Genomic DNA, 24,372 nt, shown 5'->3' on the forward strand with positions numbered 1-24,372 from the left:
TAAGAGGCTGTTTTGTAATTTTATTTTCACGCTCAAGGCGTATTCGAGTTATCTCATGACTCTTATTCATCCAGTTTTAGTTACAGGCTCGGCAAAGCCCTAATAAACTTACGGATTTGTATTGCTCTTCTTTATTATATACCTGAACTAATTTTCTGTCATGAGTTAGCAGGCGAAGCCTGCTTGGAGTTTTAGTTTACTTTTAGTACAAGGCAGCGAGTCGTAGACAGTACTGAAGTACGGCAAGACGAGCTAACACAGTAATAAAAGATAAACTAAAAGAGTATATCACTTTATAGATTTCCTCCAATCCTCTCATCACACCACTTTCAAAAAAATAAGACTGGATGATGTTTCCAGTCCTATTTCTACATGTTAATAATCAAGAGCATCCGCTCCACCAGGTGCGTTCCCTACGTAATAACCAGTTTTAGCATTAATACTGAAGAGATAGGTTCCGTCAGGTTTAAAGAGGTTGAAGTAGGCGTTCCCATTAATGATATTCACCCGCTCCAGGATGTACTGGTTGCCTACAATGTAGCCGTTGCGACGGGCATCATCCAAAATCCGTTCCAGTACACCCGGAGTAAAGAACCAAGCTTGATTTTCAGAGTCCACCAATTTTGCAGGATCATATGTTACGCGACTCAACTGACGTTGGATTGGAATACCCCAGTTGATGTAGCCGCCACCAGCTGGAACAACTGCTGTTGCTGCTTCAGGCGTAACCACCATTGCTGGATAGGCTTGTCCACCTGGAGAGATCGTTGTGGTCGCAGGTGCTGGATTTACTGGAGCTGTCGCTTGCACGGGTGCCACAGGCGCAGTCTCAGTCGGAGCCGGTGTTTGTGCTTGTGCCTCTGTCGTTGCAGATCCGGCGTTGGAAGCAGCGTTAGCCGTTTGTGGTGCTGGCGCTGCCACAGCCTCTTGCCGTCCTTTCTCTAAGCCTTGTTTAATTAAGGCGTTTAAGCTCTCGTTGCCACTATCGATATCACCAAAAGATGCATTAGCTTTGGGTCTAGCATCTGCCTGAATTTCACCATCAACTAAAACTGGTGACTCAAACTGCGCATTGAGGTCTTGAATAGCAGAGATTTCCTTGGACAATTTGTCATAAGTCTCCTTAGCCTTATCATACTCTTTGGTATTTCTTAGCTTATTCAGAGCTTCTTGTAGTTTTGGTAAATCTCCAAAGGCAGCATTCTTCAATGCTGTCTTCTCTGACGAAGTATAAAAGGTATCCAACAAATCATTGAAGGCCTTCAAATTTTCTTCCACTGTCTTTTCATCCTGGCTCGAACTCGAACTAGATGAGCGACTTGAGGAACTAGATGAAGTGGTTTGTTGGTAAGACTGTTGCGATTGTTGCAACAAGGCATAGCTAGTCCCACCTAAAACAAGAATCGCTAAAGCAGCAGCCGCTGAGTATACAAAGGATTTTTTCTTATAAAAAGGAAGGTTGGCCACATGCCGTGCCCCCTCAGCAGCAAACTCCTCGGTTGCTGAAACCGTTGAATGAACCGAAGAAACTGCTGCAGGACTAGCCGCAAATGTCACATCCACCTCACTGGTTTCTTCCTCCGGCCCCGTAGAAGATGCTACTGATTCCACCGGGATCGAGTCAAAAACAGTTGTTTGTCCCAAATCATCAACCTTATCCGCAACTTCAGAAATTGCTTCACTGTTAAAAGTGGAAGCCACTTGAATGCTGGTCTCAGAGCTTAGGTTCTCCGAAACTCTCCTAGTTGCTTCGGACAAGTCAATGGTCTGGGTATCAAATTTAGCTTGCTGGATTTCATCTTTATGCTGCTTGATATACTTGTCCAAGGCATTATCCCCGGCCACAATCCCCGCTTTACTTTCTTCATTCTTGCGGACCGCTTCTGCGACGGTTAGATCTTGCGCCTGTTCTAGGTCCAAGATGCCATCATGTTCCGATTGCGGCGGAATTCCATCTTGTTTCGACATATGATTCTCCTTCTAATTAAGATTCACTCTCCGAACGTCTCACGCGCTCTCCGTAATATTGATAATAATCTACTCTTAGAGTTCCATTATACAATTTTCTCTTCTTATCCGCCACACTGCCAAATTTCTCCTCAAATTGACTGTCACTAGTCAGAATGAACTTACTCCAAGTTTTCAAGGGAGCAAACGTTTCTCCCATTTCCTGATACAAGCGGGTCACGCCTTCATCATCCATCAAGCGTTCCCCGTAAGGGGGATTGGCAATAATGACGCCATTAATAAGATCTGTCCGAAAGTCTTGTAACCGCATTTGCTTAAAGGAAATACTTGAAGCCACACCGGCTCGTTTCGCATTTTCCTGGGCCAAGCTCACCATCTTCCCGTCAAGATCGGAGGCCATAATTCTTAGATCCAGATTCGTCTTCTTGGCTGCTTTAGCCTCTTCTTTTACCATTTTCCAAAGAGCTTGATCAACCCAAGGCCATGCCTCGAAGGCAAAAGACCGCTGCAAACCAGGAGCCTGGTTGAGTGCCTTCATTGCAGCCTCGATCACAATGGTTCCAGACCCACAGGTGGGGTCGACTAAAGGTTTATCTGGGAACCAATTCGAAAGATTAACTAAGGCAGCGGCCATATTTTCCTTGAGGGGCGCCCCTCCCTTCTCGGTACGGTAACCACGTTTAAAGAGACTGTCGCCACTAGTATCTAGCAGAACCATAACTTGATCCTTAAGAATGGCTACTTCAATAGAGAATACAGGGCCTGTTTCAGGCACGGGAACACCTTCTGGGCGCGCATAAACTTTCTGCATTTTTCGAACAATCGCCTTTTTAGTAATCGCCTGCACACTAGGTTCATTATGTAACTTGGATCGAACACAACGAGCCTTAGAAACAGGAAATTGAACACCAAGCGGAAGATAGTCTTGCCAATCGATGGCAAAGACACCTTGATAAAGGTCCTCAAAAGTCTTGGCTGGAAACTGTCCCAAGACTAATTTAATCCGATCAGCAGTACGTAGCCAAAGATTGGCGCGCATAAACATCTCCTGGCCGCCTTGAAATCGAACCTTGCCATTTTCAACCTGACAGTCAATTCCCATATCTCGTAGCTCACGCCCCACCAAGGCTTCCAGACCCGCTGCAGCCGTTGCCACTATTTGAAATTCTTTTTTCATACTTTTCCTCTATAAAACAAAAGCTAGCATACGCTAGCTACCTATGTGTAATTTTCTATAAGCCATGTTCTGTTCCGGAAATAACTAGGTCTTATTTCCTTCGATAATCATCTGTCTACCGGTATCCCGGTCAGGATGCTCCGTTCGGATTCCAGGCATCCCATGCCCCGACCAAAATTTGGGTTGCTAGCTTGAGGGGTTTACCGCGTTCCACTTTTCCCGTTTCCAGGAAAACTCCGTCACTGTGGCACTTTCAGGTCTAGTAAAGCTTATCCGTGGACTTAGCTTTTTCGACCGCCGTAACGATTTCTCGTCCCTAGGCTTATGTCTTCGCCTAGCACAAACACTACCAGCATCACAGCTGGTGCTAGCATGGACTTTCCTCATACTTGACAAGCAAGTATGCGATTATCCAAAAATTACACGTTCTTGATTACAAACCTTTTTCGACAATCTGTTTGCCAAAGACCTCTTTCTCAAGACGGTTCAAACGGCGTAAAATATCATAATTGGAAACTGAAACCGCCTGTTCCTTGGGAAGAGCTGTCTGAGCATAAGTCGGTTGTACAGGTGCTTGTGCCTGTACCCGTGGTTGTACTGGCTCCTGGGGGCTTGGTTTAGCAACTTTTTTCTTTAATTCTTGGATTTCTTGTTGCAATTCTTTAACCAGAGCTGCATAGGTTTCATAATCTTTGATCACATCATCTAGAAACTCATCAACTTCTTCTTTATTATAGCCCCTTACGGCTGTCTTAAAATCTTTGTCAAAAATATCTTTCGAGGTAAACTGAATACTGGCCATCTCTCTCTCCGTTCTGATTTATAAGTCTAATTATATAAAATCTTTTGTAAGTTTAGCAAGGGCTAGCCATTATCTTTTAAAAAATTTTCCGCTTCTTCGTTTAATTCGGAAAAACCCAGCAATTGTAAGGGGATTCCTTTTTCTTGGGTTGCAATCCTCAAATAGTTGAGGTTAGTTGGGTTTTCCTCATCATATAATAGTAAAACTTCTCGGGCATGCCTTAGCAGAAGTTCTTGGTAGGCCTTGAGCTGTCCCGGATTTTCATAGGTTTCATATGCTGCGGCAACATAATCTAGACCTTTAAAACGCTCTAAGACTGCTTGATTGGCTTCGTTCCAATTTTTTCCTTGATCTTGAAAAAGAAAAACACAGGCCATCTGAAAATCGTAACCTTCAGCTCGAAGTTCTTCCAAAACATCAAGTGACCAGGCATCGAAACCAAGTTGACCACGAAAAACAATATAATCAATGCCTTCTTCAAGGTAGCGACGATAGGTGCGCTTAAGAAGACTTTTAAGGATTGGAAGACGAGCATCCTTGGTACCAAAAATACCCAGTTCAAAACTGGTGTAACCTGCTGCTAATAATGTCGCCATTTTAAAACAGTTCCTCTTTCTAAAGTGTGGTATAATGGTTGGGTGTAATGTTGCAAAAGGAGGCTTATGGTTCAGTATCCGTCCAAACTTGCAAGACAGACCCGTTCAGGCCTGCCTCGGTCCCAAAAGAAGAGGACCAATTTTGCCAACCGGGGAATGTCTTTCGAAAACATGCTTAATGAAACCAATTCCTATTATCTCACAAAAGGGCTAGCTGTGATTCATAAAAAACCGACGCCGGTGCAAATTGTCCGGGTGGACTATCCCCAGCGAAGCCGCGCTAAAATTGTAGAGGCTTATTTTAGACAAGCGTCTACTACGGATTACTCTGGAGTTTATAAGGGCTATTACCTCGACTTTGAAGCCAAGGAAACGCGGCAGAAAACAGGTATGCCTTTGAAAAATTTCCACGCCCACCAGATTGAGCATATGGGACAGGTCTTGGAACAGGAGGGAATTTGCTTTGCTTTGCTCCACTTTTCAACATTGCAGGAGACCTATCTGCTTCCGGCAGAAGCTCTCATACGAAGCTTCCAAGATAATTGGAAGTCTCTTCCTATAGAGTTTATTCGGGAACATGGCTACTCGATTTCTTTGGGGGCCTTCCCTAGCGTACCCTATTTGGAAATCATCGAAGAACATTTAATAGGTGGTAAGTCTAAATGAAGAATTTTTCATGGCCGAGACTAGGCAAGTTTCTTGTCCTCGGAATGCTATCGCTCTTCTTGGCATTGGTTGCCTTGGGGGGAGCGGTTTTCCTTTATTTTGCAATCACATCCCCGACCTTGTCTGAGGAACAATTGATTGCGACAACTTCCTCCAAAATCTATGACAATCAAAACAACTTGATTGCAGATTTGGGTTCGGAGAAACGAGAGAATGCTTCGCCGGAAGAAATTCCAGTCGAATTGGTCAATGCCATCGTATCCATTGAGGACCATCGCTTCTTTGACCACCGTGGCTTGGATGCCATTCGGATTGCGGGAGCAGCCCTCAATAACTTGACAAGCAGTGGAACGCAGGGAGGATCAACCCTAACACAGCAATTAATCAAGCTGACCTATTTCTCTACCGCTGCATCTGACCAGACTTTGAGCCGGAAGGCACGGGAGGCTTGGCTAGCTATGCAACTGGAGCAACAAGTGACCAAGCAGGAAATCCTAACCTACTACATCAACAAGGTCTATATGTCCAACGGAAATTACGGAATGAAGACGGCCGCTCAAAGTTACTATGGAAAAGATCTCCGTGACTTGAGTTTACCACAATTGGCTCTCTTGGCTGGAATGCCTCAGGCACCTAACCAATACGATCCATACACCAATCCCGAAGCAGCCCTAGAACGTCGGAATTTGGTCTTGCGTGAGATGAAGGACATGAATTACGTCTCCGCTGAACAATATGAGCAAGCCATCAACACACCAATTACCGATGGTCTTCAAAGTCTCCGCAGGACTGAAAGCTACCCAGCTTACTTGGATAACTACCTCAAACAGGTAATTGAACAAGTTGAAACGGAAACAGGTAAAAACTTGTTAACAACTGGTATGGAAGTCTACACCAACGTTGATATTGAAGCTCAACAGCAATTGTGGAATATCTATAATACCTATGATTACGTTGCCTATCCAGATGATGAAATGCAGGTTGCATCAACCATCGTGGATGTAACAAATGGACGCGTTGTTGCCCAACTCGGTGGTCGAAACCAATCCAACAACGTTTCATTCGGAACCAACCAAGCCGTTGAAACCAATCGTGACTTTGGTTCCTCTATGAAGCCTATCACTGATTATGCACCTGCAATCGAAAATGGTATCTATGATTCAACAGGAACTTACGTTTACGATACCCCTTATAACTACCCTGGCACTAACACACCGGTTTACGACTATGACCGCCGTTACCTAGGAACGATTACGCTTCAATATGCTATCCAAGACTCACGGAACGTACCGGCTGTCCGGGCCTTGGAAGCTGTCGGTCTTGAAGACTCCCTTCAATTCCTCAATGGTTTAGGAATCAACTATCCTGATATGGTTTATGCCAACGCCATCTCAAGTAACACCACGATTTCAGATCGTCAATACGGGGCTAGTTCTGAGAAAATGGCTGCAGCCTATGCTGCATTTGCTAACGGCGGAACCTACTATAAACCGCAATATGTCAATCGTGTGGTTTACCAAGATGGAAGTTCCCAAGACTTAACAGATAAAGGAAATCGGGCTATGTCTGAACAAACAGCTTACATGGTTACCGATATGCTCAAAACTGTTTTAACGCATAATACTGGTAGAAACGCAGCAATCGCTGGTCTCTACCAAGCAGGTAAGACCGGTACCTCCAACTACGGAGATGACGAAGTCCCATTGCTGACTCGTTCTACCGCTGGTTCTTACATCGCTGCACCGGATGAGCTGTTTGTAGGATACACACCACAATACGCCATGGCAGTCTGGACCGGTTACAATAACCGCTTCACACCAGTCCTCGATAGTGGTATTGACGTTGCGACTAGCGTTTACCGGAACATGATGGCCTACCTCCATCCAAACGGAAACGAGGACTTCCCAATGCCAAGCGGTCTCTATCGCAGCGGAAGTTATGTCTTCAAAAACGGAGCAGATACTTCAAATGCTGCTCGAGGTGCACGCCAAGTTCCAAACAACACCAATACCAACCGTTATGATGACGAAGACGATGAGGATACCTATTTACCATCAAGCTCTAGTAGCTCTACCCCATCTTCCACTGAAGATGGAACACTTCCTTCATCTAGTTTCGATACAACCTTCCCTAATCCCAACCTACCATCTTCAAGTGAAGGAAACGGAGCCAACAACACGGGGAGAAATCAATTCGGTTTTGAGTAGTAATGAGTAATCCCAGCGATAAGTCGCTGGGATTTTTTCAGCAGATACTCAAAAAGCTCAAGTTTCGCATTAACTTGAGCTTTTTTTAAATTACTTCCAAAAGTCATCAAATACTGTAATCGGGAGATGGCGTTTATGTTGGGCTTTGAACCAGAGTTCTTCAATTCGAGCTTGGTCTTGAGCTAAAACACTTTTCCCTTCTAAATAATCATCAATTGTTTGATAGGAAACTCCTAACGCCTGTTCATCGGACAAGAGCGGTTTCTCTTCTTCCAGATCTGCAGTCGGTACTTTTTCGTAGAGAGCAGCTGGCGCTTGCAAGGTTTGCAAGAGTTGACGACCCTGGCGTTTATTAAGTCGGTACAGGGGGAGGATATCGGCGGCACCGTCTCCAAACTTGGTGAAGAAGCCTGTTAAATTCTCTGCCGCATGATCTGTACCAATCACAGCCCCTTGTTGCGCACCTGCAATGGCATACTGAACCTGCATCCGGGCTCTAGCCTTGATGTTGCCTTTATTAAAATCGGAAATACTTTGGCCTGCAAACTCTAAGCTTGCAACCAAAGCATCTACACTTTCTTTGATATTCACAGTTACAACTTGGTCTGCTTGGATAAAATCAAGTGCTGCTTGCGCATCCGCTTCATCTAGTTGTTGACCGTAAGGAAGACGTACAGCAATAAATTGATAGTTGGGATCGCCCGTCTCCAATCGTAACTCTTCCATAGCCATTTGTGCCAAGCGACCCGCCAAGGTGGAGTCCTGTCCACCCGAGATACCAAGGACATAGGTTTTCAAGAAGAGATGTTTCTCCATGTATTCCTTGAGCAATTCAATACTTCTGCGGATCTCTGCCTGAGCATCAATTGCGGACTTTACTCCAAGAGCCTGAATAATTTCTGCTTGTAAGCTCATGCATCTACTCCTTCTTCCATAGCCTGACGGCGAACCTTTTCAATCAGTTCCATTTTGTTTTCCCAAACGTCTCGGGCCAAATCTACTGGATAATCCTGTGGATTAAGAACGCGTTTGTACTCATCCCAGAGTTTGTCAAAAGCTGTACGCGCATGAGCCTGAATATCTACCAAATTCGGAGACTGGTAAATCTGTACCCCATCTTCAAAAATTGTTTTTAAAAGAGGAACTGCTTGGAAATCCTTGACTCGTTTGTTGATATAGGTATAGGTAGGGTGGAACATTTCCAATTCAGGTAACTGATTCACATCCTGATCCGCAAAGGAAATGTAATCTCCTTCGGATTTGCCCTTACTGCCACTGGTAATTCGCCAAACCTGTTTCTTACCTGGAGTGGATACCTTTTCCGCATTGCTTGACAATTTAATGGTATCCCGCATTTGTCCCTGGTCATCTTCAATAGAGACAATTTTGTAGACTGCACCTAGTGCAGGCTGGTCGTAAGCTGTAATTAACTTGGTCCCGACACCCCAGACATCAATTTTAGCCTTTTGCATCTTGAGGTTAAGAATCGTCGTCTCATCCAAATCATTCGATGCGTAAATTTTCGCCTCGATAAAACCTGCATCATCTAGCTGCTGGCGGACTTTTTTTGAAATATAAGCAATATCGCCCGAATCAATCCGGACACCTAAGAAGTTGATTCGATCTCCCATTTCCTTGGCGACACGAATCGCCGCAGGCACACCCAGCCGCAATGTATCATAGGTATCTACTAAGAATACACAGTCGCGATGGGTTTTTGCGTAAGCTTTAAAAGCTTGGTAGTCATTGCCGTATACTTGAACCAGTGAATGGGCGTGGGTCCCTGCCACGGGGATCGCAAACCGTTTCCCAGCCCGGACATTACTGGTTCCAGATGCCCCTCCAATAAATGCGGCCCGGGTTCCCCAAATGGCTGCATCCATCTCTTGAGCCCGACGGGTACCAAATTCTAGCAGCGGCTCATCCCCGATAACAGACTTAATTCGTGCAGCCTTGGTTGCAATCAAGGTTTGGTAGTTGATGATATTTAAGAGGGCTGTTTCCACCAACTGACACTGTGCTAGTTCTCCTTCAATCTGCATCAAGGGCTCGTTCGCAAAAACCAGATCCCCTTCTTGCATGGACCGAACGGTTAAGGTTAACCGGAAATTCTTAAGGTAGGCTAGAAAGTCCTCCTGGTATCCCTGATCACGTAGATAATTTAAATCTGATTCAGTAAAGCGGAAATCCCGGAGGTATTGAATCACCCGTTCCAAACCAGCAAAAACAGCGTAACCATTCTTAAATGGCAATTTCCGGAAATACAATTCAAAAACGGAGTGTTTTTGGTGAATACCTTGTTCAAAATAAACCTGCATCATATTGATCTGATACAGATCTGTATGCAAGGTCAAACTATCATCTGGATACATATTGACTCCTTCAAAAATACTAGTCCTATTATACCACATGAAGGAAGCTGTAAAAAGCTAGGAAATGATGGAAGATTTCACTGCTTTCACAGTGTTTTCATTATGGACGTTCATTCTAGAATCTACATAACAAAAAAGGCTGAGACAAACCCAGCCTAATTATTATAATTCTGAAATATATTTATAGACCTGCTGACCAGCCATTGCTCCATCGCCAACAGCTGTGGTAATTTGCCGAAGGTCTTTTTGACGAATATCGCCAATGGCATAAATACCATCTACTTTGGTTTTCATCTCGTGATCGGTTGGAATCCATCCGTTTTCGTCCGTGATCCCTAAATCAGATACAAATTCACTAACAGCATCTAAACCAACATAGATGAAAACAGCTCCAAAAGCCTCTTCTGTCACGGTTTCGGTCTTAAGATTTTCAAGGACAACGCTTTGAACCTTCCGATCATCGCCTTTTATTTCCTTGACCACAGTATCCCAAATAAAATGGATTTTTTCGTTTGCAAAGGCCCGATCCTGTAGAATTTTCTGGGCTCGAAGTTCATCCCGACGATGAACGATGGTCACTGTTTTTCCCATCTGAGTAAGGAAGAGCGCCTCTTCCACAGCCGAATCACCTCCACCAACAACCAAAATATCCTCATCTCGGAAGAAGGCTCCGTCACAGACTGCACAATAGGAAACTCCGCGACTATTGTACTCTGCTTCACCTGGCACCCCCAACTGACGATGGGATGAACCAGTAGCAACAACTACTGTCTTGGCTTGGAAATCCCCAGAGTCCGTATGGACTACCTTGTAGTCTCCTTTATCCTCAACAGATTGAACCCAGCCAAAAATATATTCCACGCCAAATCCTTCCAAAGGTTGGAACATGTGATCGGCTAATTCTGGACCAGAAATCTTAGCAAAACCTGGATAATTCTCAATATCTGCGGTATTATTCATTTGCCCGCCTGGAATCCCGCGTTCCAAGAGCGCAACCTTCAAATTACCACGTGCGGCATAAAGGGCAGCAGTCATTCCAGCCGGTCCGGCCCCAATAATCAGTGTGTCATACATAGATTTTCTCCTCTTGTAGCTTTTACTGTCATTATAGTCCCATCTCCTAGCAATTTCAAGAAATCCGTTTCAAGAAGATCAGAGCACAATCAATAAGGCCATCACTGCAAAGGAAAAAATCGGAATCACTAAACAAGAGGCAATAAAGACCTCATGCCTCATTTCTCGCTTACTCCGTCCCTTTCCCAATCCACGAAAGTAGAAGAACAAGGCCAGAACCATAGTCCCGACCGTTGTAATCAATAAGCTCTGAAAGTAGAGCCTCATCATCTCCGCCAGCATCCTCAAACCTCATCTCTACGATAATTGGCCAAGAAGACCTTGGTCCGCTCCTGCTTAGGATGATGGAAAATTTCGTCTGGTGTACCCTCTTCGATAATTTTTCCTTTTTCTAAGAATAAAACTCGATCGGCTACTTGCTCGACAAAGGCCATATCGTGACTGACCAAAATCATGGTTTGCCCGTCATCCGCGGCCTGGCTAATAGCCTTCTCCACCTCACGAACCAACTCAGGGTCTAAGGCAGATGTTGGCTCATCCAATAATAAAACACTTGGTTTCATGGCTAGGGCGCGAGCCAAACCAACCCGTTGCTTCTGGCCTCCTGACAATTGTTTTGGATACTGGTCCACCTTGTCAGCCAGCCCCACTTTGGTCAACTCTTTTAAGGCCAAATCCTTGGCTTTAGGTACAGGCATTTTTTTCACCTGAACCAGCCCCTCCATAACATTTTCTAACACTGTACGTCTAGAAAAGAGATTAAACTGTTGGAAAACCATAGACAGTTGTTGCCGCAAGGCCAAGATATCTTCCTTACTTGCAGTCTTAACATCCAACACTTTATCTTCTACTTGAATGGTACCAGCATCAGCGGTTTCTAAAAAATTGAGACTCCGAAGAAAGGTTGACTTACCAGCCCCTGAAGAACCAATCAAGGCAATCACTTCCCCCTTCTGTATCGTCACATCCAGCTTATCTAAAATCACTTGTTTACCGAATTTTTTGCTTAAACCTGTAACTGAAATCATCTGAGGCCTCCTATTCATCACCAATGGCTAGGCGGCGTTCCCACCAACGGCCAAATTGCTCAATCAAGATGCTGACAGCCCAATACACAAGGGAAACGGAAATAAAACGCTCAAAGTAGCGGTAATCAGTTCCTCCCAAGATTTGAGCTTGGGCAAAAATCTCAACTACCCCCGCATTGAAGGCCAAAGAGGTTCCCTTCGTTAAGCCAATCAAATTATTTATCAAGGTTGGCAGTGCAATAACAGCGGCATTCGGAAAAACAACACGACGGTAGACTTGACTTTCTGTCATACCCAAACTCCGCGCCGCTTCCATCTCTCCAGGATCTACTGCAAGAATTGCAGCACGAATGGTCTCACTGGCATAGGCAGCTTCATTAAAAGCGAAGGCCACCACTGCAAAAACGACTGCAGGAATCGCATTGATATTCCAATCGGTTCCCAGACTCTGGTTCAAAGCTTTCAAAAGAAGTGGAATTCCATAATAGGTTAACATTAACTGAACCAAAATCGGTGTTCCCCGCAAAAAGCTAACAAAAACCGCTTGAACGGGGTAAAGAATCCGCACGCGTCGGATCTTTACTAAAGCAAAAAGTACTGCTAAGAGCAGGCCAAAGATAGAACCCGCGAGGGTCAAGCCCAAGGTAATCGGCAGCCGCTCTAAAATCCGAGGTAGACCATCAAAAACTGCTCGTACACTAAAGAGTTGCCCATCAGGCAAACGATTCATCAAATTTTCATAAAAACTAATTCCTAGATTCGGGATCATACATTACCTCATATTCCTAAAAGGTCTGACGCTTAGCCTTCCGTTCTGCACGGCCCTGAGCACGGCGTTCAGCCCGTTTGGTTTTTCTGCGTTTTTCGTTGACCGCCCACTGAATCTTTTTCTTGTAGCCTGGCTTGATTTTCTTTTTCTTTTTCTTAACCAAACCAATCATTTCAGTGTCGAGTTTTTCTCGTTTTTTCTCCCTTTGGGCCCGGCGGTCCCGGTCATAGGTGTCGACAAAAGCTCCGTCTTTCATTTCTTTTGGAAGGAAGGAAATCCCCATTTTCTCCAAATCCCGAATGGCCGAGTCATCCTGCGGAGAATAAAGGGTTATAGCGGTTCCAGTCAAGCCATTTCGGCCTGTACGACCTACACGGTGAACAAAGAATGATAGATCTTGAGGAATGGCATCATTAATCACATGACTAACTCCTTCAATATCAATTCCACGTGCTGCGAGATCTGTTGCCACTACATAGGTATATTCCAAATTTTTCACCTGGTTCATGGTTCGCTTGCGTTCCCGAGGCGGAATATCTCCGTGGATACGAGCAACTTTCAAGCCCTGCTCCTGGAGATACGTATAAAGTTCCTCTGCCCGGCCCTTTGTATTGACAAAAATCATGGCCAAGTAAGGCTGAATCATTTGAGTCATTCGGTAAATTAACGCATTGCGGTCACGACCTTTGGTTGAAACCAACCAATTCTCAATGGTATCTGCGATAACCGTCTTGGTAGCAATCTGCTCCATAACTGGTTGTTGCAAATATTTTTTCAGGAAAGGTTGCAACTTTTGCGGAATGGTCGCAGAAAATACCAAGATTTGGACATCCTTAGGTAGACGTGAAGCAATCTGGTCAACCGTCTCTAGGAAACCCATATCTAAAGTCATATCCGCTTCATCTACCACAAAGGTCTGAGTCCGATGAATATCCAGATCACCACTGGCCACCAAGTCGTTGACTCGACCTGGTGTTCCAATCACAATATGGGGTTGGCTTTTAGATAAACGTTCAATTTGTCGGGCCTTATCTGTCCCACCAACATAATTAGCTAGGCGAACAGAAAAGGGTGCGTAGCTCGCCAGCTGCTTACAGGCTTGATAGATTTGGTCCGCTAGCTCTCGACTAGGAGCCGTAATGACCGCTTGTGTATAGGGCAGATCCTCTAACTTTTGGAAAATAGGGAGCAAGAAAGTGTGGGTCTTCCCAGACCCTGTTTTCGATTCTCCTACTAGATCCTTCCCACTCAAGACAACCGGAATTAATTTTTCCTGTACTTCTGTTGGTTGCTGAAAGTTGATTGCCTTCAGGGCTTGCTGAAGAAAGTCCTTAAATTGAAAATCTGTAAATTTCATGCGTCACATCCTTTTTTAACTTCTTACTATTATACCACATTGGAAAAAGGAAAAAGGCTGGAAAAATCCATTACAGCTAGACTTGTTCACAAAAAAGGAACACCACGTGAAAATTGGGCTGGAAAATTAATCAATTCCACACGTATGTTCCCAAAAATATCAAAAAAAGATTCTCCGTAAACTAGACCTAAACCAGTTCTGGAAGAATCTTTTTCATTACAAGTAAAGAATAGCTAGTGCTAAAAGCGAAGTTAAGAGCCCCAGTCCCCATAGGAAGAAGTCAACCTTCCATTCAGACCATGCTGGCCCATGACCAGAAAGGCCACCTAACTCTAGGTGGTGATGGAAAGGAGTCATGCGGAAAATACGACGCCCTTCCCCATATTTTCTACGAGTATACTTAAAGTAAGCCACCTGCAACATTACAGATGCCGTTTCAATGACATAGACCAAGCCAATCAATAAAAGGGTCCACTCCTGGTGCAGGGCCATAGAAATCGCCGCCAGCATACCACCAAGGGCTAGACTACCGACATCCCCCATAAAGACTTTAGCCGGCTTGCGGTTAAAGAGGAAGAATCCAAGAAGACCACCAATCATCGAAGCAATAATCAAGAGGATATCCCATTGTTGTTGCATGTAGGCAATCACACCATAGGCAGAAATCGAGATTACCACCGAGATACTCGATAAACCGTCAATCCCATCGGTCAAATTGACTGCATTGGAAAATCCAACCAACCAGAAGAGAACAAAAGGTAGGTACAATATCCCTAAAGGCAATGGATACCCGAAGAGATTCAAGGTCCCCATATGATTGTCTGCAAAGAAGAAAAACAAAACCCCACCTATCAATTGCAAGAGTAGCTTCTGACGTGGATTCAACCCTTCATTAATCCGGCGAAAAACTTTCAAGAAGTCATCCAAAAAACCAACTAAGCCATATAAAACCAGGATTAGCAAAACCATCCCAGCATTGGCTGTCCAATTATCAGACCAAATCAAGCTAAGAAAGGCTACGAGACTGCCTACTAGAAGAAAAACAATCCCCCCCATCGTAGGTGTCCCCGCTTTGGCCTGATGTTGTTTAACATCTTCATGCATTTGCTGACCAGAAATCTTGGCCTTGTTATAGGTTCGAATGAAGACTGGCATCAATAGTACCGTCAGTAAAAAAGAAATTATACTGACAAAGAGTTCGGTATTCATATTATTCTCCCAAGGTCACTCTAATTTTTTTGACTTTTTTCAATTGTGTGTTTGGATCTACATTTTGACGAACCACATGGTTACCTGAACCACGAATATCCATCTCGATGCCCATCCATTCCCCGAATTGTTGAATCATCTCTGGACTCCACCCATAGAAATCAGGAACTTCTTCAAAACTATTGGTTAAAATCAAGACTTGTTGATTAGCCTTAAGCTTGTTTCCTGTATTGGCAGATAGCTTACGAATAGACGTTCCTGTCCCTAAAATAATCGGTTGCACTACATTCTGCCGGAGGGTATCCGCTAGATTCCCTGGTGTCACATCCGTAGTATCTGGCATCTCGTAGGTAAATTCCTTAGTGATTTGATCCAATACCGGGCTCGTTTCTGTCAGATTGAGTGTATCTTTCATGGCTATCGCTTCTTCTAAGACCGGATTAACAATATCCCGCCACATCAATGGGTCAAAAGTCTCGGGTTCCGCTGTGGCCACGTACATGATAAAGTCAGGGTCTTCAGCAGAGGACATGGCCACTACCGAGTTCATATAGGTCCCCTCAAGGTACCCCGTTCCGTCCTCTTTAGCAATTTCGGCCGTACCTGATTTCACCGCGATATTCTGACCACCAGCCTGAATAATGGGTCCTTGCAAACTCAAGTCCGAAGAATAGCGATCATACAAGGTTCCATAAAAGGGATCGCTCCCAACTGTTACCATATAGTCCCGAGTCTGACTAGCAGCCTTTTGTGATACCGGATTCCCCATAATTTCTACTGATCCCTTTCGGGCTGCATCTTTATTTTCATCATAAATGGCAGAAATAAATTTCGGTTCCAACATGACCCCGTCATTGGCAATGGCTGAAAAAGCGCGAAGCAATTGCACCTGGGTCACAGAAATCCCCTGTCCAAAGGAGGACATGGCAATCGAAACAACATTATCCGCTGGTAAGAGGCCAGAGGATTCATTCCCCATTCCAAAACGAGTAGGGACTCCGAAACGGAAACGGGACAAATAATCCAACCACTTGTCATCTCCCATCTTCTGCTCCAACTGGACCATCCCAACGTTAGAGGAGTATGCAAAACCTTGGGCAAAGCTCATAACCTGACCAGTAGAGGTTCCATTATTAACCGACCAGTCCCGAATCGTGGCATCAATGACCTTCAACTCCGTATTGTCGAAAAGTTCATTAGCTGGGAAGTTGTTGTCGTCTATAGCTGCCGCCAAGGTCATGACCTTCATAGTTGACCCTGGCTCGTAGTTGCTCTGATAAAGAGAGGAGGACCAAGTGAAGTTTTCATCATCCAAACCTTCCTTGGTATCCGGATTAAAGGTTGGTCGCTGAGTCGTCGCCAGAATCTCACCCGTTTTAGCCGAAATCAACGTTGCAGTAGCCCACTTTCCTTTGGTTCGTTCTTGAAAGGCATCCATCCGAGTTTCCAGGTAAGTCTGAAGGTTGGCTGACAAAGTAGTATAAACATCTTGTCCATCCACACGCTTACTTTCAACCTTTTCTGTTCCTGGAATAATGCTTCCGGTACGGTTTTTCTCATAGGTGGTCACTCCGTCTATCCCAGCAAGGGTACTGTTCATGGACGCTTCCAGACCGGTATTTCCCACCAAAGTCTTGCTACCGTCTTCATGTTCAGTCAACTGAGCCAGTCCAATAAATTGAGAAGCAAAATTTCCATTCGGATAACTTCGGCTAGGACTAGTTGAAAAGTCAATCCCCTTAATGCCGGCTTCTTCCGCTGCCTGCTTGATCTCCGTCATGGTCCCATAGGACAAATTATTCCCTTTGCTCCCAAAAGAAACCTGCCGCAAGCCCTCTTGACTGAGCTGCTTGCGTACATAGTCGGGTTCCATCTCTAGAAATCTTTCAAATAGGTCTGCCACCTGCTGGTACTGATCCGTATCCACATACAACTTCTCCCCTTTGGCTGAAGTGTATTCTTTATCAATCACGGCAAAGACATTATAGGTAGTAGAATCTTCCGCAATCGGAATCCCATTTCGATCATAAATGGTCCCCCTTTTAGCCGGATTAACTCGAACTTCTTGGTGTACCCGTCTGGCCGCTTCTGATAAGTCCACGCCAAACTTCGTGTCCGTACCAATGATAACCGCAAAGTTAATCAAAAAAACAAAGAATAGAAAGACCGTTAAAACACTGAGCTGCTTCCCAACCCGTTGCCGATTTTCCGTTGTCGATTTGCGCGCCCTCAAGATTGAGTGACGCCAATTCTTCCACAGTCGTCTCATGGTTTATCCGCCGTTACTAAATTATCGTTTTTCACAGACATTCCTTGCTCTTCCGCCAATTTTTGGAAGCGTTCATAGCGGCTCAACTCATTGACCTGTTGCTTGGCCTCGGTGATTTCCGTTTGCTTACGTTCTACTTGAGAATTTAAAGTGGCCAAGTCCCGCTCTACTTGCAGAATCTGAGTCTGTAAAAAGACTGTTGCAATAGCGACAATCACCGTCGTCGCTACAATGGTACCGTAAAATAGTTTTTCAAGTCTGCTCAAGGGACGACGAAAGCGCCCCCCGGGCCGGTTATCCTGGGGCATAGCTTGCTCCTTATTTAACACGTTCAATGACTCGTAGCTTGGCTGAATGAGCCCGGTTGTTCGCTTCCAATTCTTCCTTGGACGGCAAAATAGGCTTCCGATGTACCAAGCGATAGTCTGCTTGCAATTGGTCTGGTAAAAGTGGAATCCCTTTAGGGACTTCTAGCGTCGAAGCCTCTTTAAATAGAACTTTAGTAAGTCGGTCTTCCAAAGAATGGAAGGTGATGACGGATATTCTTCCACCTGGTTTGATCATCTCCAAAGCCTGGTCCAGGGAGGTCTCCGCAGCCCCTAATTCATCATTCACTTCTATTCGAATAGCTTGGAAAATTTGCTTGGCCGGATGACCTTTTTTCTTAAGTTCCTTTGCCGGCTTGGCAGATTTAATAATTTCCGCTAGTTGCGTAGTCGTATCGATTGGTGCTAATCTCCGTGCACTTTCGATTTTCCGCGCCACTTGTTTTGAAAATTTATCTTCCCCATACTTAAAGAAAATACGTACTAAATCTTCGTAAGGATAATCATTGACCACTTGATGGGCTGTCAATGAAGCCGATTGATCCATCCGCATGTCGAGAGGAGCATCTTGCTTGTATGAAAAACCACGCTCCCGCTGGTCTAGTTGGGGACTAGAAACTCCTAAATCATAACAGATTCCATCGATAGCAGTCACTCCATGCTGAGCTAAGGCAAGTTGAAGGTTTCGGAAGTTATCCTCAATAAAAGTCACCATGCCACGCTCCACATAGGGAGCCAGACGTACCTTAGCATGATCAATGGCATTCCGATCCTGGTCGAAGGCATACAAATGGCCTTGGTCACTTAATTGTGACAACAAGTATTCACTATGCCCCGCCCCCCCCAAGGTCGCATCCACATAGATACCGTCGGGTTTAACTGCAAGAGAATCAACTGTCTCCCTTAATAATACTGTTACATGATGGAATTCTTTTTTCATATCCAAACTATTATACCGCAAAGCCGGTCCATTTTCAAAAATCACCTTTGCTGGAATCTGACTTCACTTGAAACAGGAGTGTAAAAATATGATAGAATAAACACAGCATTTCAAAAGGATGATCGAGCTTATGTATCGTTTTTTATCCAAGCAACCACCGGCCAGACGAATTTTTATTAGCTTCGCCCTGGTCAGTTTTATCGGGTCGCTTGCTCTTAGTCTGCCTATGGTGCAGACTCCCTATTCCATGGCCACCTATTTTGACCACCTCTTTATGGCTGTGTCTATGGTCTGCGTGACGGGACTATCTGTCGTTCCTTTGTCAGAGACCTACAATATCTGGGGGCAAATCATTGCCATGATCCTGATTCAAATTGGCGGTCTTGGTTTTATTAGTTTTATAGGTCTCTTTTACATGCGTTCGCAACAGAAGCTGAGTTACTCCAACCGAGCGGCGATTCAGGAAAGTACGAGTTATAGTCAACCCCAATCCATGAAATCTTTCTTGAAATCAGTGTTCCTAATTACTTTCTTACTTGAGGGTATCGGAACATTCTTATTGAGTTTTCGCTTTGTGCCTCTGCTGGGATTCTGGGACGGGCTCTTCACTTCGCTTTTCCTATCCGTATCGGCCTTCTGTAATGCCGGCTTCGACAATTTAGGCCGATCCAGTCTGATTCAATACCAGATTGATCCTCTGGTCATTCTGACCATCTCCTTTTTGATTATTACAGGGGGATTAGGATTCTCAGTTTGGTTTGACTTACGGACCAACTGGCGAGAAAAACACCGTTTTAAACGCCTTCGCTTTCACACTAAGGTAGTTCTCCTCTATAATCTCTTACTTTTGGCGATTGGGACCATTACAACCTTGATTACTGAATACAACAACCCGGCTATTCTTGGTGAATATGATTTCGGAAATAGCCTACTGGTGGCTTTCTTCCAAAGTGTGACTGTTCGAACAGCTGGTTTTTCAACCGTTGACTTTACTCAGATGCGACCGTCGACCATCATCGTTCTAGTTCATCAGATGTTTATCGGTGGGGCACCCGGAGGGACTGCTGGTGGTATTAAAATCACGACTTTTTTGGTTTTACTGGCCTTTGCGCGTTCAGAAATTTTGGGGTTACCTCATGTGAATTTCTGGAAAAGAACCATTTCACCAAAGACTGTTCAGAAGTCATTCATCATACTCATGGTCTACTTCGTGGCTTTGATGTCTAGTTTGGCTCTCCTCTCATATTTTGATGGAGATAGTCACCGATTCTTATATGTCATGATGGAGGCTGTATCAGCCCTATCCACGGTCGGTGTAAGTGCCAACTTGACTTCTTCCCTCAACCACGCTTGCTTGACCATTATTATGCTGTTGATGTTTATGGGACGAATTGGTCCGCTCACTCTTCTAATTTCATTTGCAGACCATACACCAAGTCGTAAATCGACTTTGAAATATGCAAAAGCCAATCTTCTGGTTGGTTAGAAAGGAATACCATGGCAAGACCTACCATTGGTGTCCTGGGCCTTGGGGTCTTTGGACGCAGTATTGTCAATACCCTTAGTAATTTTGATTGTGATATTATCGCAGTTGATGATCATGAGGAAGCCATTAACCATTACGAAGCAATTTTAACGCACGGCGTTGTTGGGGATTTTACCGACTTCGAACTCCTCCAAGCCGCAGGCATCGATACCTGCGACACAGTTGTCGTAGCAACCGGTCAACACTTGGAATCGAGCGTACTAGCAGTCATGCACTGTAAGAACCTTGGAGTTGAAAAAGTCATCGCCAAAGTTAAAAGCAAAACCACGCGTCAAGTCTTGGAAAAAATTGGAGCTGATCGGGTTATCTCACCCGAACGCGAAACCGGAGTCTCCCTGGCCAAGCACATTCTCCATCGGGAAACCACAGATATTATACAGCTGGACAAGGATGTTTCCATTATTGAGTTTTACCCGCCTCAGCGCTGGATTGGAAAAAGTCTCAGCCAGCTAGAGTTACGCCGCAACTACAAACTCAATATCATCGGTTTTCGTGAACAAAGGGACTCCAACCTCAATATTCATGTTTCAGCCGACTATGTCTTCAAGGAAGGAGAATTGCTGATGGCTGTAACAGAAAGTGAACTCGTCGATAACTTCGAATCTCTGATTTCCCGACTTTAACATGATAAAAAGGCAGATTTTCCAATCTGCCTTTTCTCTTATCTAAAAATCAACTTGATCCGGATCCAACTGCCCCTTAACACCTTGCAGTTTGTCTAAAACTTCAACTGCATGAGGGTCAATTTGAAGTCCTTCAATCGCTAGATTCGCCTGAATATTCTCTGGACTGGTTGATTTTGGAAGGGGAACAAAACCCTTATCCAAAGACCAAGCCAAAGCTAACTGGGCAAGGCTTAAGCCTGCTTCTCGCGCTAGTTTTGCAGCCTCTTCATTTTCAAACAAGGTACCCGTTCCAAAAGGACTATAGGCTTCTAGTTGAATTCCCTTTTCTTGGCAGTAGGCTACCAGGTCCTTTTGTGGAGTTCCAGGAGCAAGCATAACCTGATTCACTTGAGGTGCAACTTCCGCAGTCTCTAACAAAGCTTCCAAATGATGAATCATGAAGTTAGACACACCAATCGCCTTGATTTTTCCTTCACGATAAAGAGACTCCAGCGCCTTCCACACTTGAGCATTCCGCTCCTGCCATGGTAACTGCTCTCGACTCGCAGCTGGATTGGGCCAATGAATCAAAACTAAATCAATATAGTCCAAACCAAGTTTTTCCATGGATTCTTCGAGAGAAGCACGAGTGTCCTCAACCCCAATCTTGTCATTCCAAACCTTGGTGGTTACAAAAATATCTTGACGATCTAAGTTGCTCTGTGCGAGGGCTTGCCCAACACTGGCCTCATTCCCATAAATCTGAGCCGTATCAATATGACGATAACCAGCTTCCAAGGCATAGGCAACTGACTGGACAGCTAATTCCCCTTCCGGAATTTGCCATGTCCCAAATCCAATCTTAGGAATCTGAACACCATTTGACAGAGTATACACTTCCATCTCATTTCCTCCTTTATTTTTCCTATATCCACTATAGCAAAATCTGCTTCCAATTTCCAAGAATATGAGAAAGAGGGAGTGGGAAAGAACTCCGTTGATTAAAAAAGAGTTCGTCTTCCCACCCCCGCACAGTTGATCAGGTTGTTTCCAGAGCCTGTAAGGCGAATGAAAACACCAATCAACCACTACGTCAAAGTGTTTTTGCTAAATAAAAGTTCGAGACTGGTACTTTTTGCCCAGCCTCCCTGACATTCTACTTTTACTTAGGCTTCCCCGTCGTCTTCCAAATGACGACCATGTAAGCCTTTTTCTTTTTGAATTTGTTTCAATTTGTCCGGCGTTACATCGTTGCCATCTTCGTCCACCAGCTTAATCCCCTCAATATGGGCCTGCAGGCTGCGACGATAGCCATGAATATATTCCTTGCGAAGAGCTACCTGCTCTTCCAATTCCGCCTCCGTTAGACCAACTTCTTTTTTCTTTTTGGCCAACTCATTGATGCGTTGAATTTTTGAATCTTCCATTTTTTCTCCTATTTCGTCTGAAGCAAGGTAAAGTGGGCGAGACGGCTAGCTTTTTGGCGTAAGCGAGCCAAAAGGGCTAGGCGGTTGGCACGGACAGCAAGATCATCTGCCATGACCATATTGTTCTCAAAGAAAGCGGCAATCAGTGGAGCCAAAGCAAAGAGCTCCTGCATATTTACGGTCATATCCTCAGACCAGGATAGGTTATCCACTGCATCCGCTAGAGCTTTCTCTGAGTCAGACTCTAAGAGACTGCTGTCCACTTCAACTTCCTCGGCTTTTTCTGCTAGGTTAAAGACACGCGAAAGGTTTTCAACAGCTTCTTTGAAGCCCTCTGTTTGAGCTGCTTGCGCTAGAGCTTTGGCTGCTAAGAGACGAGAAGAAACCTTGAACTGGCTATTGGCCAAAACTGCTCGAACAATGTCCTTATTGATAGAGGCATCCATCATTTTTTCAATACGAGCGTTAAAGAAGTCCAATACTTCGTCCTTATGCTGGTACCATTGATTTTGGTAGAAGGCATCTTGGAGATCCTGCAAGTCCAAATCCCAACCAAAGGCATCCAAAATCCGCACAATCCCCTGGGTTGCCCGACGTAGAGCATATGGGTCATTGGAACCACTTGGAATCAATCCAGCAGTAAAGAAGGAGAGCAAGGTATCCATTTTATCTGCCACAGCCAAGACAGCTCCAACTCGACTTTCTGGTAGTGAACCTTCACTGGAATTCGGCAAGTAGTGTTCCCGAATGGCTTGGGCTACAGCTGGTTTTTCACCTGCAAGAAGGGCATATTTCTCTCCCATAATTCCTTGTAATTCATCAAATTCACCAACCATGCCTGTCAAGAGGTCAAATTTATAGATTTGAGCTGCGCGTGCGAGATCTTCCTTCTCTTCTTCCGTCAACCCAACTTGATCGGCCAAGTAGGCTGCAATGTGAGCTGTCCGCTCCATATGTTCTGCAAGACTTCCAATTTTCTCATGGAAGGTCACCTTGGCCAATTTAGGAAGCAGGTCTTCGATGACCAATTTCTGATCTTCTTTCCAGAAAAATTCCCCATCTTCCAAACGAGCGACCAGTACTTTTTCATTCCCCTTAATCACATTGGCCAAATGCTCCGCATTTCCGTTTCGAACAGAAACAAAGTGCGGCAAAAGGTTCCCATCCTGATCCCGAACAACAAAATAGCGTTGATGCGCCTTCATAGACGTTACCAAAACTTCTTCCGGCAATTCTAAGTATTTAGGATCAAAGGAACCAAGAAAGGCTGTTGGGTATTCAACCAAGTTAAGAACCTCATTCAAAAGGGCTGCATCAATCTCTACCCGAACCCCATTAGCCTGCTCCAAATCCGCGATTTGATCGAGAATCATTTGAGTCCGTTCTGCTGGGTCTGCAATCACAAACGCTTGACGCAAATCTGCTTCGTAACTATCCGCTGACGCTAGGCTGACTTCCTGTCCCAAGAAGCGATGTCCACGACTGGTACGGTCCGATTCTAAATTCAAGAAACGAGCCTCAAGCAACTGATCATCCACCAAGAGGGTCAAGGTATGAACCGGACGGATATAATCAAAGGTATAGTTAGCCCAATGCATGCTGACAGGGAAAGTCATGGCTTCCAAAGTTTCTGTTAGATTCGGAAGAATATCTTCCGCAGCCTGTCCTTTTTCCTCCTTGGTGACATAGACATACTCTTCACCCTTGATCTCCTCAAAGCGAATCGCGTCTGTTGTCAACCCTTTCCCTCGAACAAACCCCTCTGCGGCTTTCGTAAAATGACCGTCAGCGTCTAGGGCAATTTTCTTACTTGGTCCTTTGAAATCTTCCACCAGGTCCGTCTGGCGGTCTGCCAAGCCCTTAACCCGTACTGCCAAACGGCGGGGTGTTGAAAATGTTTCAATTTTTTCAAAATCCAAACGATGAGCTTTCAAAAAGTCTGCCACGCGCTGACCTAATTGATCCATGCTCCGTGTCACAAGATAGGCTGGCATCTCCTCTAAACCGAGTTCAAGCAAAACTGTCTTTGTCATC

22 protein-coding genes and 1 other RNA gene are annotated in these 24,372 nt (G+C 44.7%); 4 read left to right on the plus strand and 19 right to left on the minus strand.

The genetic code is table 11. From position 1 onward, the window contains the following. Nucleotides 1-375 precede the first annotated feature (375 nt). From I2503_RS03770 to I2503_RS03790, 5 genes are all read right to left on the minus strand, one after another. The gene (locus I2503_RS03770) at nt 376-1,968 is read right to left on the minus strand and encodes a cell division site-positioning protein MapZ family protein (protein WP_196967068.1); all 1,593 of its coding nucleotides are present in this window, start codon (nt 1,966-1,968) and stop codon (nt 376-378) included. 16 nt (nt 1,969-1,984) lie between these two features. Further along, nucleotides 1,985-3,145: a class I SAM-dependent RNA methyltransferase gene (locus I2503_RS03775; protein ID WP_196967069.1), complete on the minus strand. Its 1,161-nt coding sequence runs from the start codon at nt 3,143-3,145 to the stop codon at nt 1,985-1,987. Between the two features lie 53 nt (nt 3,146-3,198). Next, nucleotides 3,199-3,565: RNase P RNA component class B (rnpB, locus tag I2503_RS03780), an RNA gene on the minus strand. Between the two features lie 13 nt (nt 3,566-3,578). Then, the gene (gpsB, locus tag I2503_RS03785) at nt 3,579-3,947 is read right to left on the minus strand and encodes a cell division regulator GpsB (RefSeq protein ID WP_196967070.1); all 369 of its coding nucleotides are present in this window, start codon (nt 3,945-3,947) and stop codon (nt 3,579-3,581) included. A gap of 62 nt (nt 3,948-4,009) precedes the next feature. Next, nucleotides 4,010-4,543 (minus strand): SLOG family protein, encoded by a 534-nt coding sequence (locus I2503_RS03790; RefSeq protein WP_196967071.1) that lies wholly within the window; start codon nt 4,541-4,543, stop codon nt 4,010-4,012. Between the two features lie 66 nt (nt 4,544-4,609). Here I2503_RS03790 and recU point away from each other — a divergent pair, with 66 nt between their 5' ends. Together recU and pbp1a are read left to right on the plus strand one after the other, a co-directional pair. Further along, the gene (gene recU / locus I2503_RS03795) at nt 4,610-5,209 is read left to right on the plus strand and encodes a Holliday junction resolvase RecU (RefSeq protein WP_196967072.1); all 600 of its coding nucleotides are present in this window, start codon (nt 4,610-4,612) and stop codon (nt 5,207-5,209) included. After that, a complete protein-coding gene (gene pbp1a, locus I2503_RS03800; RefSeq protein ID WP_196967073.1) occupies nt 5,206-7,416 on the plus strand; it encodes a penicillin-binding protein PBP1A in 2,211 nt (736 codons plus the stop codon). The genes recU and pbp1a overlap by 4 nt, the downstream gene beginning before the upstream one ends. Nucleotides 7,417-7,506: 90 nt before the next feature. Here the strand turns inward: pbp1a and nadE are convergent, their stop codons facing one another. From nadE to rsmH, 11 genes are all read right to left on the minus strand, one after another. Further along, entirely contained in the window at nt 7,507-8,331 is an 825-nt protein-coding gene (gene nadE / locus I2503_RS03805; RefSeq protein WP_196967074.1) for an ammonia-dependent NAD(+) synthetase, read from the minus strand. Next, nucleotides 8,328-9,788 carry a nicotinate phosphoribosyltransferase gene (locus tag I2503_RS03810; RefSeq protein ID WP_196967075.1) on the minus strand — a complete coding sequence of 487 codons (1,461 nt, stop codon included), beginning with the start codon at nt 9,786-9,788 and terminating at the stop codon, nt 8,328-8,330. The genes nadE and I2503_RS03810 overlap by 4 nt, the downstream gene beginning before the upstream one ends. Before the next feature lie 162 nt (nt 9,789-9,950). Further along, nucleotides 9,951-10,862 carry a thioredoxin-disulfide reductase gene (gene trxB, locus I2503_RS03815; RefSeq protein ID WP_196967076.1) on the minus strand — a complete coding sequence of 304 codons (912 nt, stop codon included), beginning with the start codon at nt 10,860-10,862 and terminating at the stop codon, nt 9,951-9,953. A gap of 78 nt (nt 10,863-10,940) precedes the next feature. Next, a complete protein-coding gene (locus I2503_RS03820; RefSeq protein WP_196967077.1) occupies nt 10,941-11,132 on the minus strand; it encodes a DUF4059 family protein in 192 nt (63 codons plus the stop codon). Nucleotides 11,133-11,146: 14 nt separating this feature from the next. Continuing rightward, a complete protein-coding gene (locus I2503_RS03825) occupies nt 11,147-11,890 on the minus strand; it encodes an amino acid ABC transporter ATP-binding protein (protein ID WP_196967078.1) in 744 nt (247 codons plus the stop codon). A gap of 10 nt (nt 11,891-11,900) precedes the next feature. Next, nucleotides 11,901-12,659, minus strand: coding sequence for an amino acid ABC transporter permease (locus I2503_RS03830; RefSeq protein WP_196091434.1), 759 nt, complete (start codon nt 12,657-12,659; stop codon nt 11,901-11,903). Nucleotides 12,660-12,675: 16 nt separating this feature from the next. Then, nucleotides 12,676-14,016 (minus strand): DEAD/DEAH box helicase, encoded by a 1,341-nt coding sequence (locus I2503_RS03835; protein WP_196967079.1) that lies wholly within the window; start codon nt 14,014-14,016, stop codon nt 12,676-12,678. 216 nt (nt 14,017-14,232) lie between these two features. Continuing rightward, a complete protein-coding gene (mraY, locus tag I2503_RS03840) occupies nt 14,233-15,225 on the minus strand; it encodes a phospho-N-acetylmuramoyl-pentapeptide-transferase (RefSeq protein ID WP_196967080.1) in 993 nt (330 codons plus the stop codon). Between the two features lies 1 nt (nt 15,226). Continuing rightward, on the minus strand, nt 15,227-17,494 hold the full coding sequence (gene pbp2X / locus I2503_RS03845) for a penicillin-binding protein PBP2X (RefSeq protein ID WP_196967081.1): 2,268 nt from the start codon (nt 17,492-17,494) through the stop codon (nt 15,227-15,229). After that, nucleotides 17,491-17,802 carry a cell division protein FtsL gene (ftsL, locus tag I2503_RS03850; protein ID WP_196091430.1) on the minus strand — a complete coding sequence of 104 codons (312 nt, stop codon included), beginning with the start codon at nt 17,800-17,802 and terminating at the stop codon, nt 17,491-17,493. Before ftsL ends, pbp2X begins: the two co-directional genes overlap by 4 nt. Nucleotides 17,803-17,812: 10 nt before the next feature. Further along, complete coding sequence (gene rsmH / locus I2503_RS03855; RefSeq protein WP_196091429.1) at nt 17,813-18,760, minus strand: 16S rRNA (cytosine(1402)-N(4))-methyltransferase RsmH; 948 nt, start codon at nt 18,758-18,760, stop codon at nt 17,813-17,815. Nucleotides 18,761-18,890: 130 nt separating this feature from the next. Here rsmH and I2503_RS03860 point away from each other — a divergent pair, with 130 nt between their 5' ends. Continuing rightward, nucleotides 18,891-20,246, plus strand: coding sequence for a potassium transporter TrkG (locus I2503_RS03860; RefSeq protein WP_196091428.1), 1,356 nt, complete (start codon nt 18,891-18,893; stop codon nt 20,244-20,246). A gap of 11 nt (nt 20,247-20,257) precedes the next feature. Continuing rightward, the gene (locus I2503_RS03865; protein WP_196091427.1) at nt 20,258-20,929 is read left to right on the plus strand and encodes a TrkA family potassium uptake protein; all 672 of its coding nucleotides are present in this window, start codon (nt 20,258-20,260) and stop codon (nt 20,927-20,929) included. Between the two features lie 42 nt (nt 20,930-20,971). On the opposite strand, the gene I2503_RS03870 is transcribed toward I2503_RS03865, so the two are convergent. The 3 genes from I2503_RS03870 to glyS form a co-directional block, all read right to left on the minus strand. Further along, on the minus strand, nt 20,972-21,814 hold the full coding sequence (locus tag I2503_RS03870; protein ID WP_196967082.1) for an aldo/keto reductase: 843 nt from the start codon (nt 21,812-21,814) through the stop codon (nt 20,972-20,974). Between the two features lie 263 nt (nt 21,815-22,077). After that, the gene (locus tag I2503_RS03875; protein ID WP_196967083.1) at nt 22,078-22,338 is read right to left on the minus strand and encodes a DUF896 family protein; all 261 of its coding nucleotides are present in this window, start codon (nt 22,336-22,338) and stop codon (nt 22,078-22,080) included. Between the two features lie 8 nt (nt 22,339-22,346). After that, complete coding sequence (gene glyS / locus I2503_RS03880; RefSeq protein ID WP_196967084.1) at nt 22,347-24,371, minus strand: glycine--tRNA ligase subunit beta; 2,025 nt, start codon at nt 24,369-24,371, stop codon at nt 22,347-22,349. Between the last annotated feature and the right edge of the window lies 1 nt (nt 24,372).

Source organism: Streptococcus sp. NLN64, assembly GCF_015831295.1.
Taxonomy (GTDB): Bacteria; Bacillota; Bacilli; order Lactobacillales; family Streptococcaceae; genus Streptococcus.

Coding starts and splice junctions, on each gene's coding strand:
- I2503_RS03830 (WP_196091434.1), bottom strand. CDS start 12,659: ATGATCCCGAATCTAGGAATTAGTTTTTATGAAAATTTGATGAATCGT.
- I2503_RS03770 (WP_196967068.1), bottom strand. CDS start 1,968: ATGTCGAAACAAGATGGAATTCCGCCGCAATCGGAACATGATGGCATC.
- I2503_RS03775 (WP_196967069.1), bottom strand. CDS start 3,145: ATGAAAAAAGAATTTCAAATAGTGGCAACGGCTGCAGCGGGTCTGGAA.
- I2503_RS03835 (WP_196967079.1), bottom strand. CDS start 14,016: ATGAAATTTACAGATTTTCAATTTAAGGACTTTCTTCAGCAAGCCCTG.
- pbp2X (WP_196967081.1), bottom strand. CDS start 17,494: ATGAGACGACTGTGGAAGAATTGGCGTCACTCAATCTTGAGGGCGCGC.
- I2503_RS03810 (WP_196967075.1), bottom strand. CDS start 9,788: ATGTATCCAGATGATAGTTTGACCTTGCATACAGATCTGTATCAGATC.
- glyS (WP_196967084.1), bottom strand. CDS start 24,371: ATGACAAAGACAGTTTTGCTTGAACTCGGTTTAGAGGAGATGCCAGCC.
- gpsB (WP_196967070.1), bottom strand. CDS start 3,947: ATGGCCAGTATTCAGTTTACCTCGAAAGATATTTTTGACAAAGATTTT.
- I2503_RS03875 (WP_196967083.1), bottom strand. CDS start 22,338: ATGGAAGATTCAAAAATTCAACGCATCAATGAGTTGGCCAAAAAGAAA.
- mraY (WP_196967080.1), bottom strand. CDS start 15,225: ATGAATACCGAACTCTTTGTCAGTATAATTTCTTTTTTACTGACGGTA.
- I2503_RS03820 (WP_196967077.1), bottom strand. CDS start 11,132: ATGATGAGGCTCTACTTTCAGAGCTTATTGATTACAACGGTCGGGACT.
- rsmH (WP_196091429.1), bottom strand. CDS start 18,760: ATGAAAAAAGAATTCCATCATGTAACAGTATTATTAAGGGAGACAGTT.
- I2503_RS03825 (WP_196967078.1), bottom strand. CDS start 11,890: ATGATTTCAGTTACAGGTTTAAGCAAAAAATTCGGTAAACAAGTGATT.
- ftsL (WP_196091430.1), bottom strand. CDS start 17,802: ATGCCCCAGGATAACCGGCCCGGGGGGCGCTTTCGTCGTCCCTTGAGC.
- nadE (WP_196967074.1), bottom strand. CDS start 8,331: ATGAGCTTACAAGCAGAAATTATTCAGGCTCTTGGAGTAAAGTCCGCA.
- trxB (WP_196967076.1), bottom strand. CDS start 10,862: ATGTATGACACACTGATTATTGGGGCCGGACCGGCTGGAATGACTGCT.
- I2503_RS03865 (WP_196091427.1), top strand. CDS start 20,258: ATGGCAAGACCTACCATTGGTGTCCTGGGCCTTGGGGTCTTTGGACGC.
- recU (WP_196967072.1), top strand. CDS start 4,610: ATGGTTCAGTATCCGTCCAAACTTGCAAGACAGACCCGTTCAGGCCTG.
- I2503_RS03870 (WP_196967082.1), bottom strand. CDS start 21,814: ATGGAAGTGTATACTCTGTCAAATGGTGTTCAGATTCCTAAGATTGGA.
- pbp1a (WP_196967073.1), top strand. CDS start 5,206: ATGAAGAATTTTTCATGGCCGAGACTAGGCAAGTTTCTTGTCCTCGGA.
- I2503_RS03790 (WP_196967071.1), bottom strand. CDS start 4,543: ATGGCGACATTATTAGCAGCAGGTTACACCAGTTTTGAACTGGGTATT.
- I2503_RS03860 (WP_196091428.1), top strand. CDS start 18,891: ATGTATCGTTTTTTATCCAAGCAACCACCGGCCAGACGAATTTTTATT.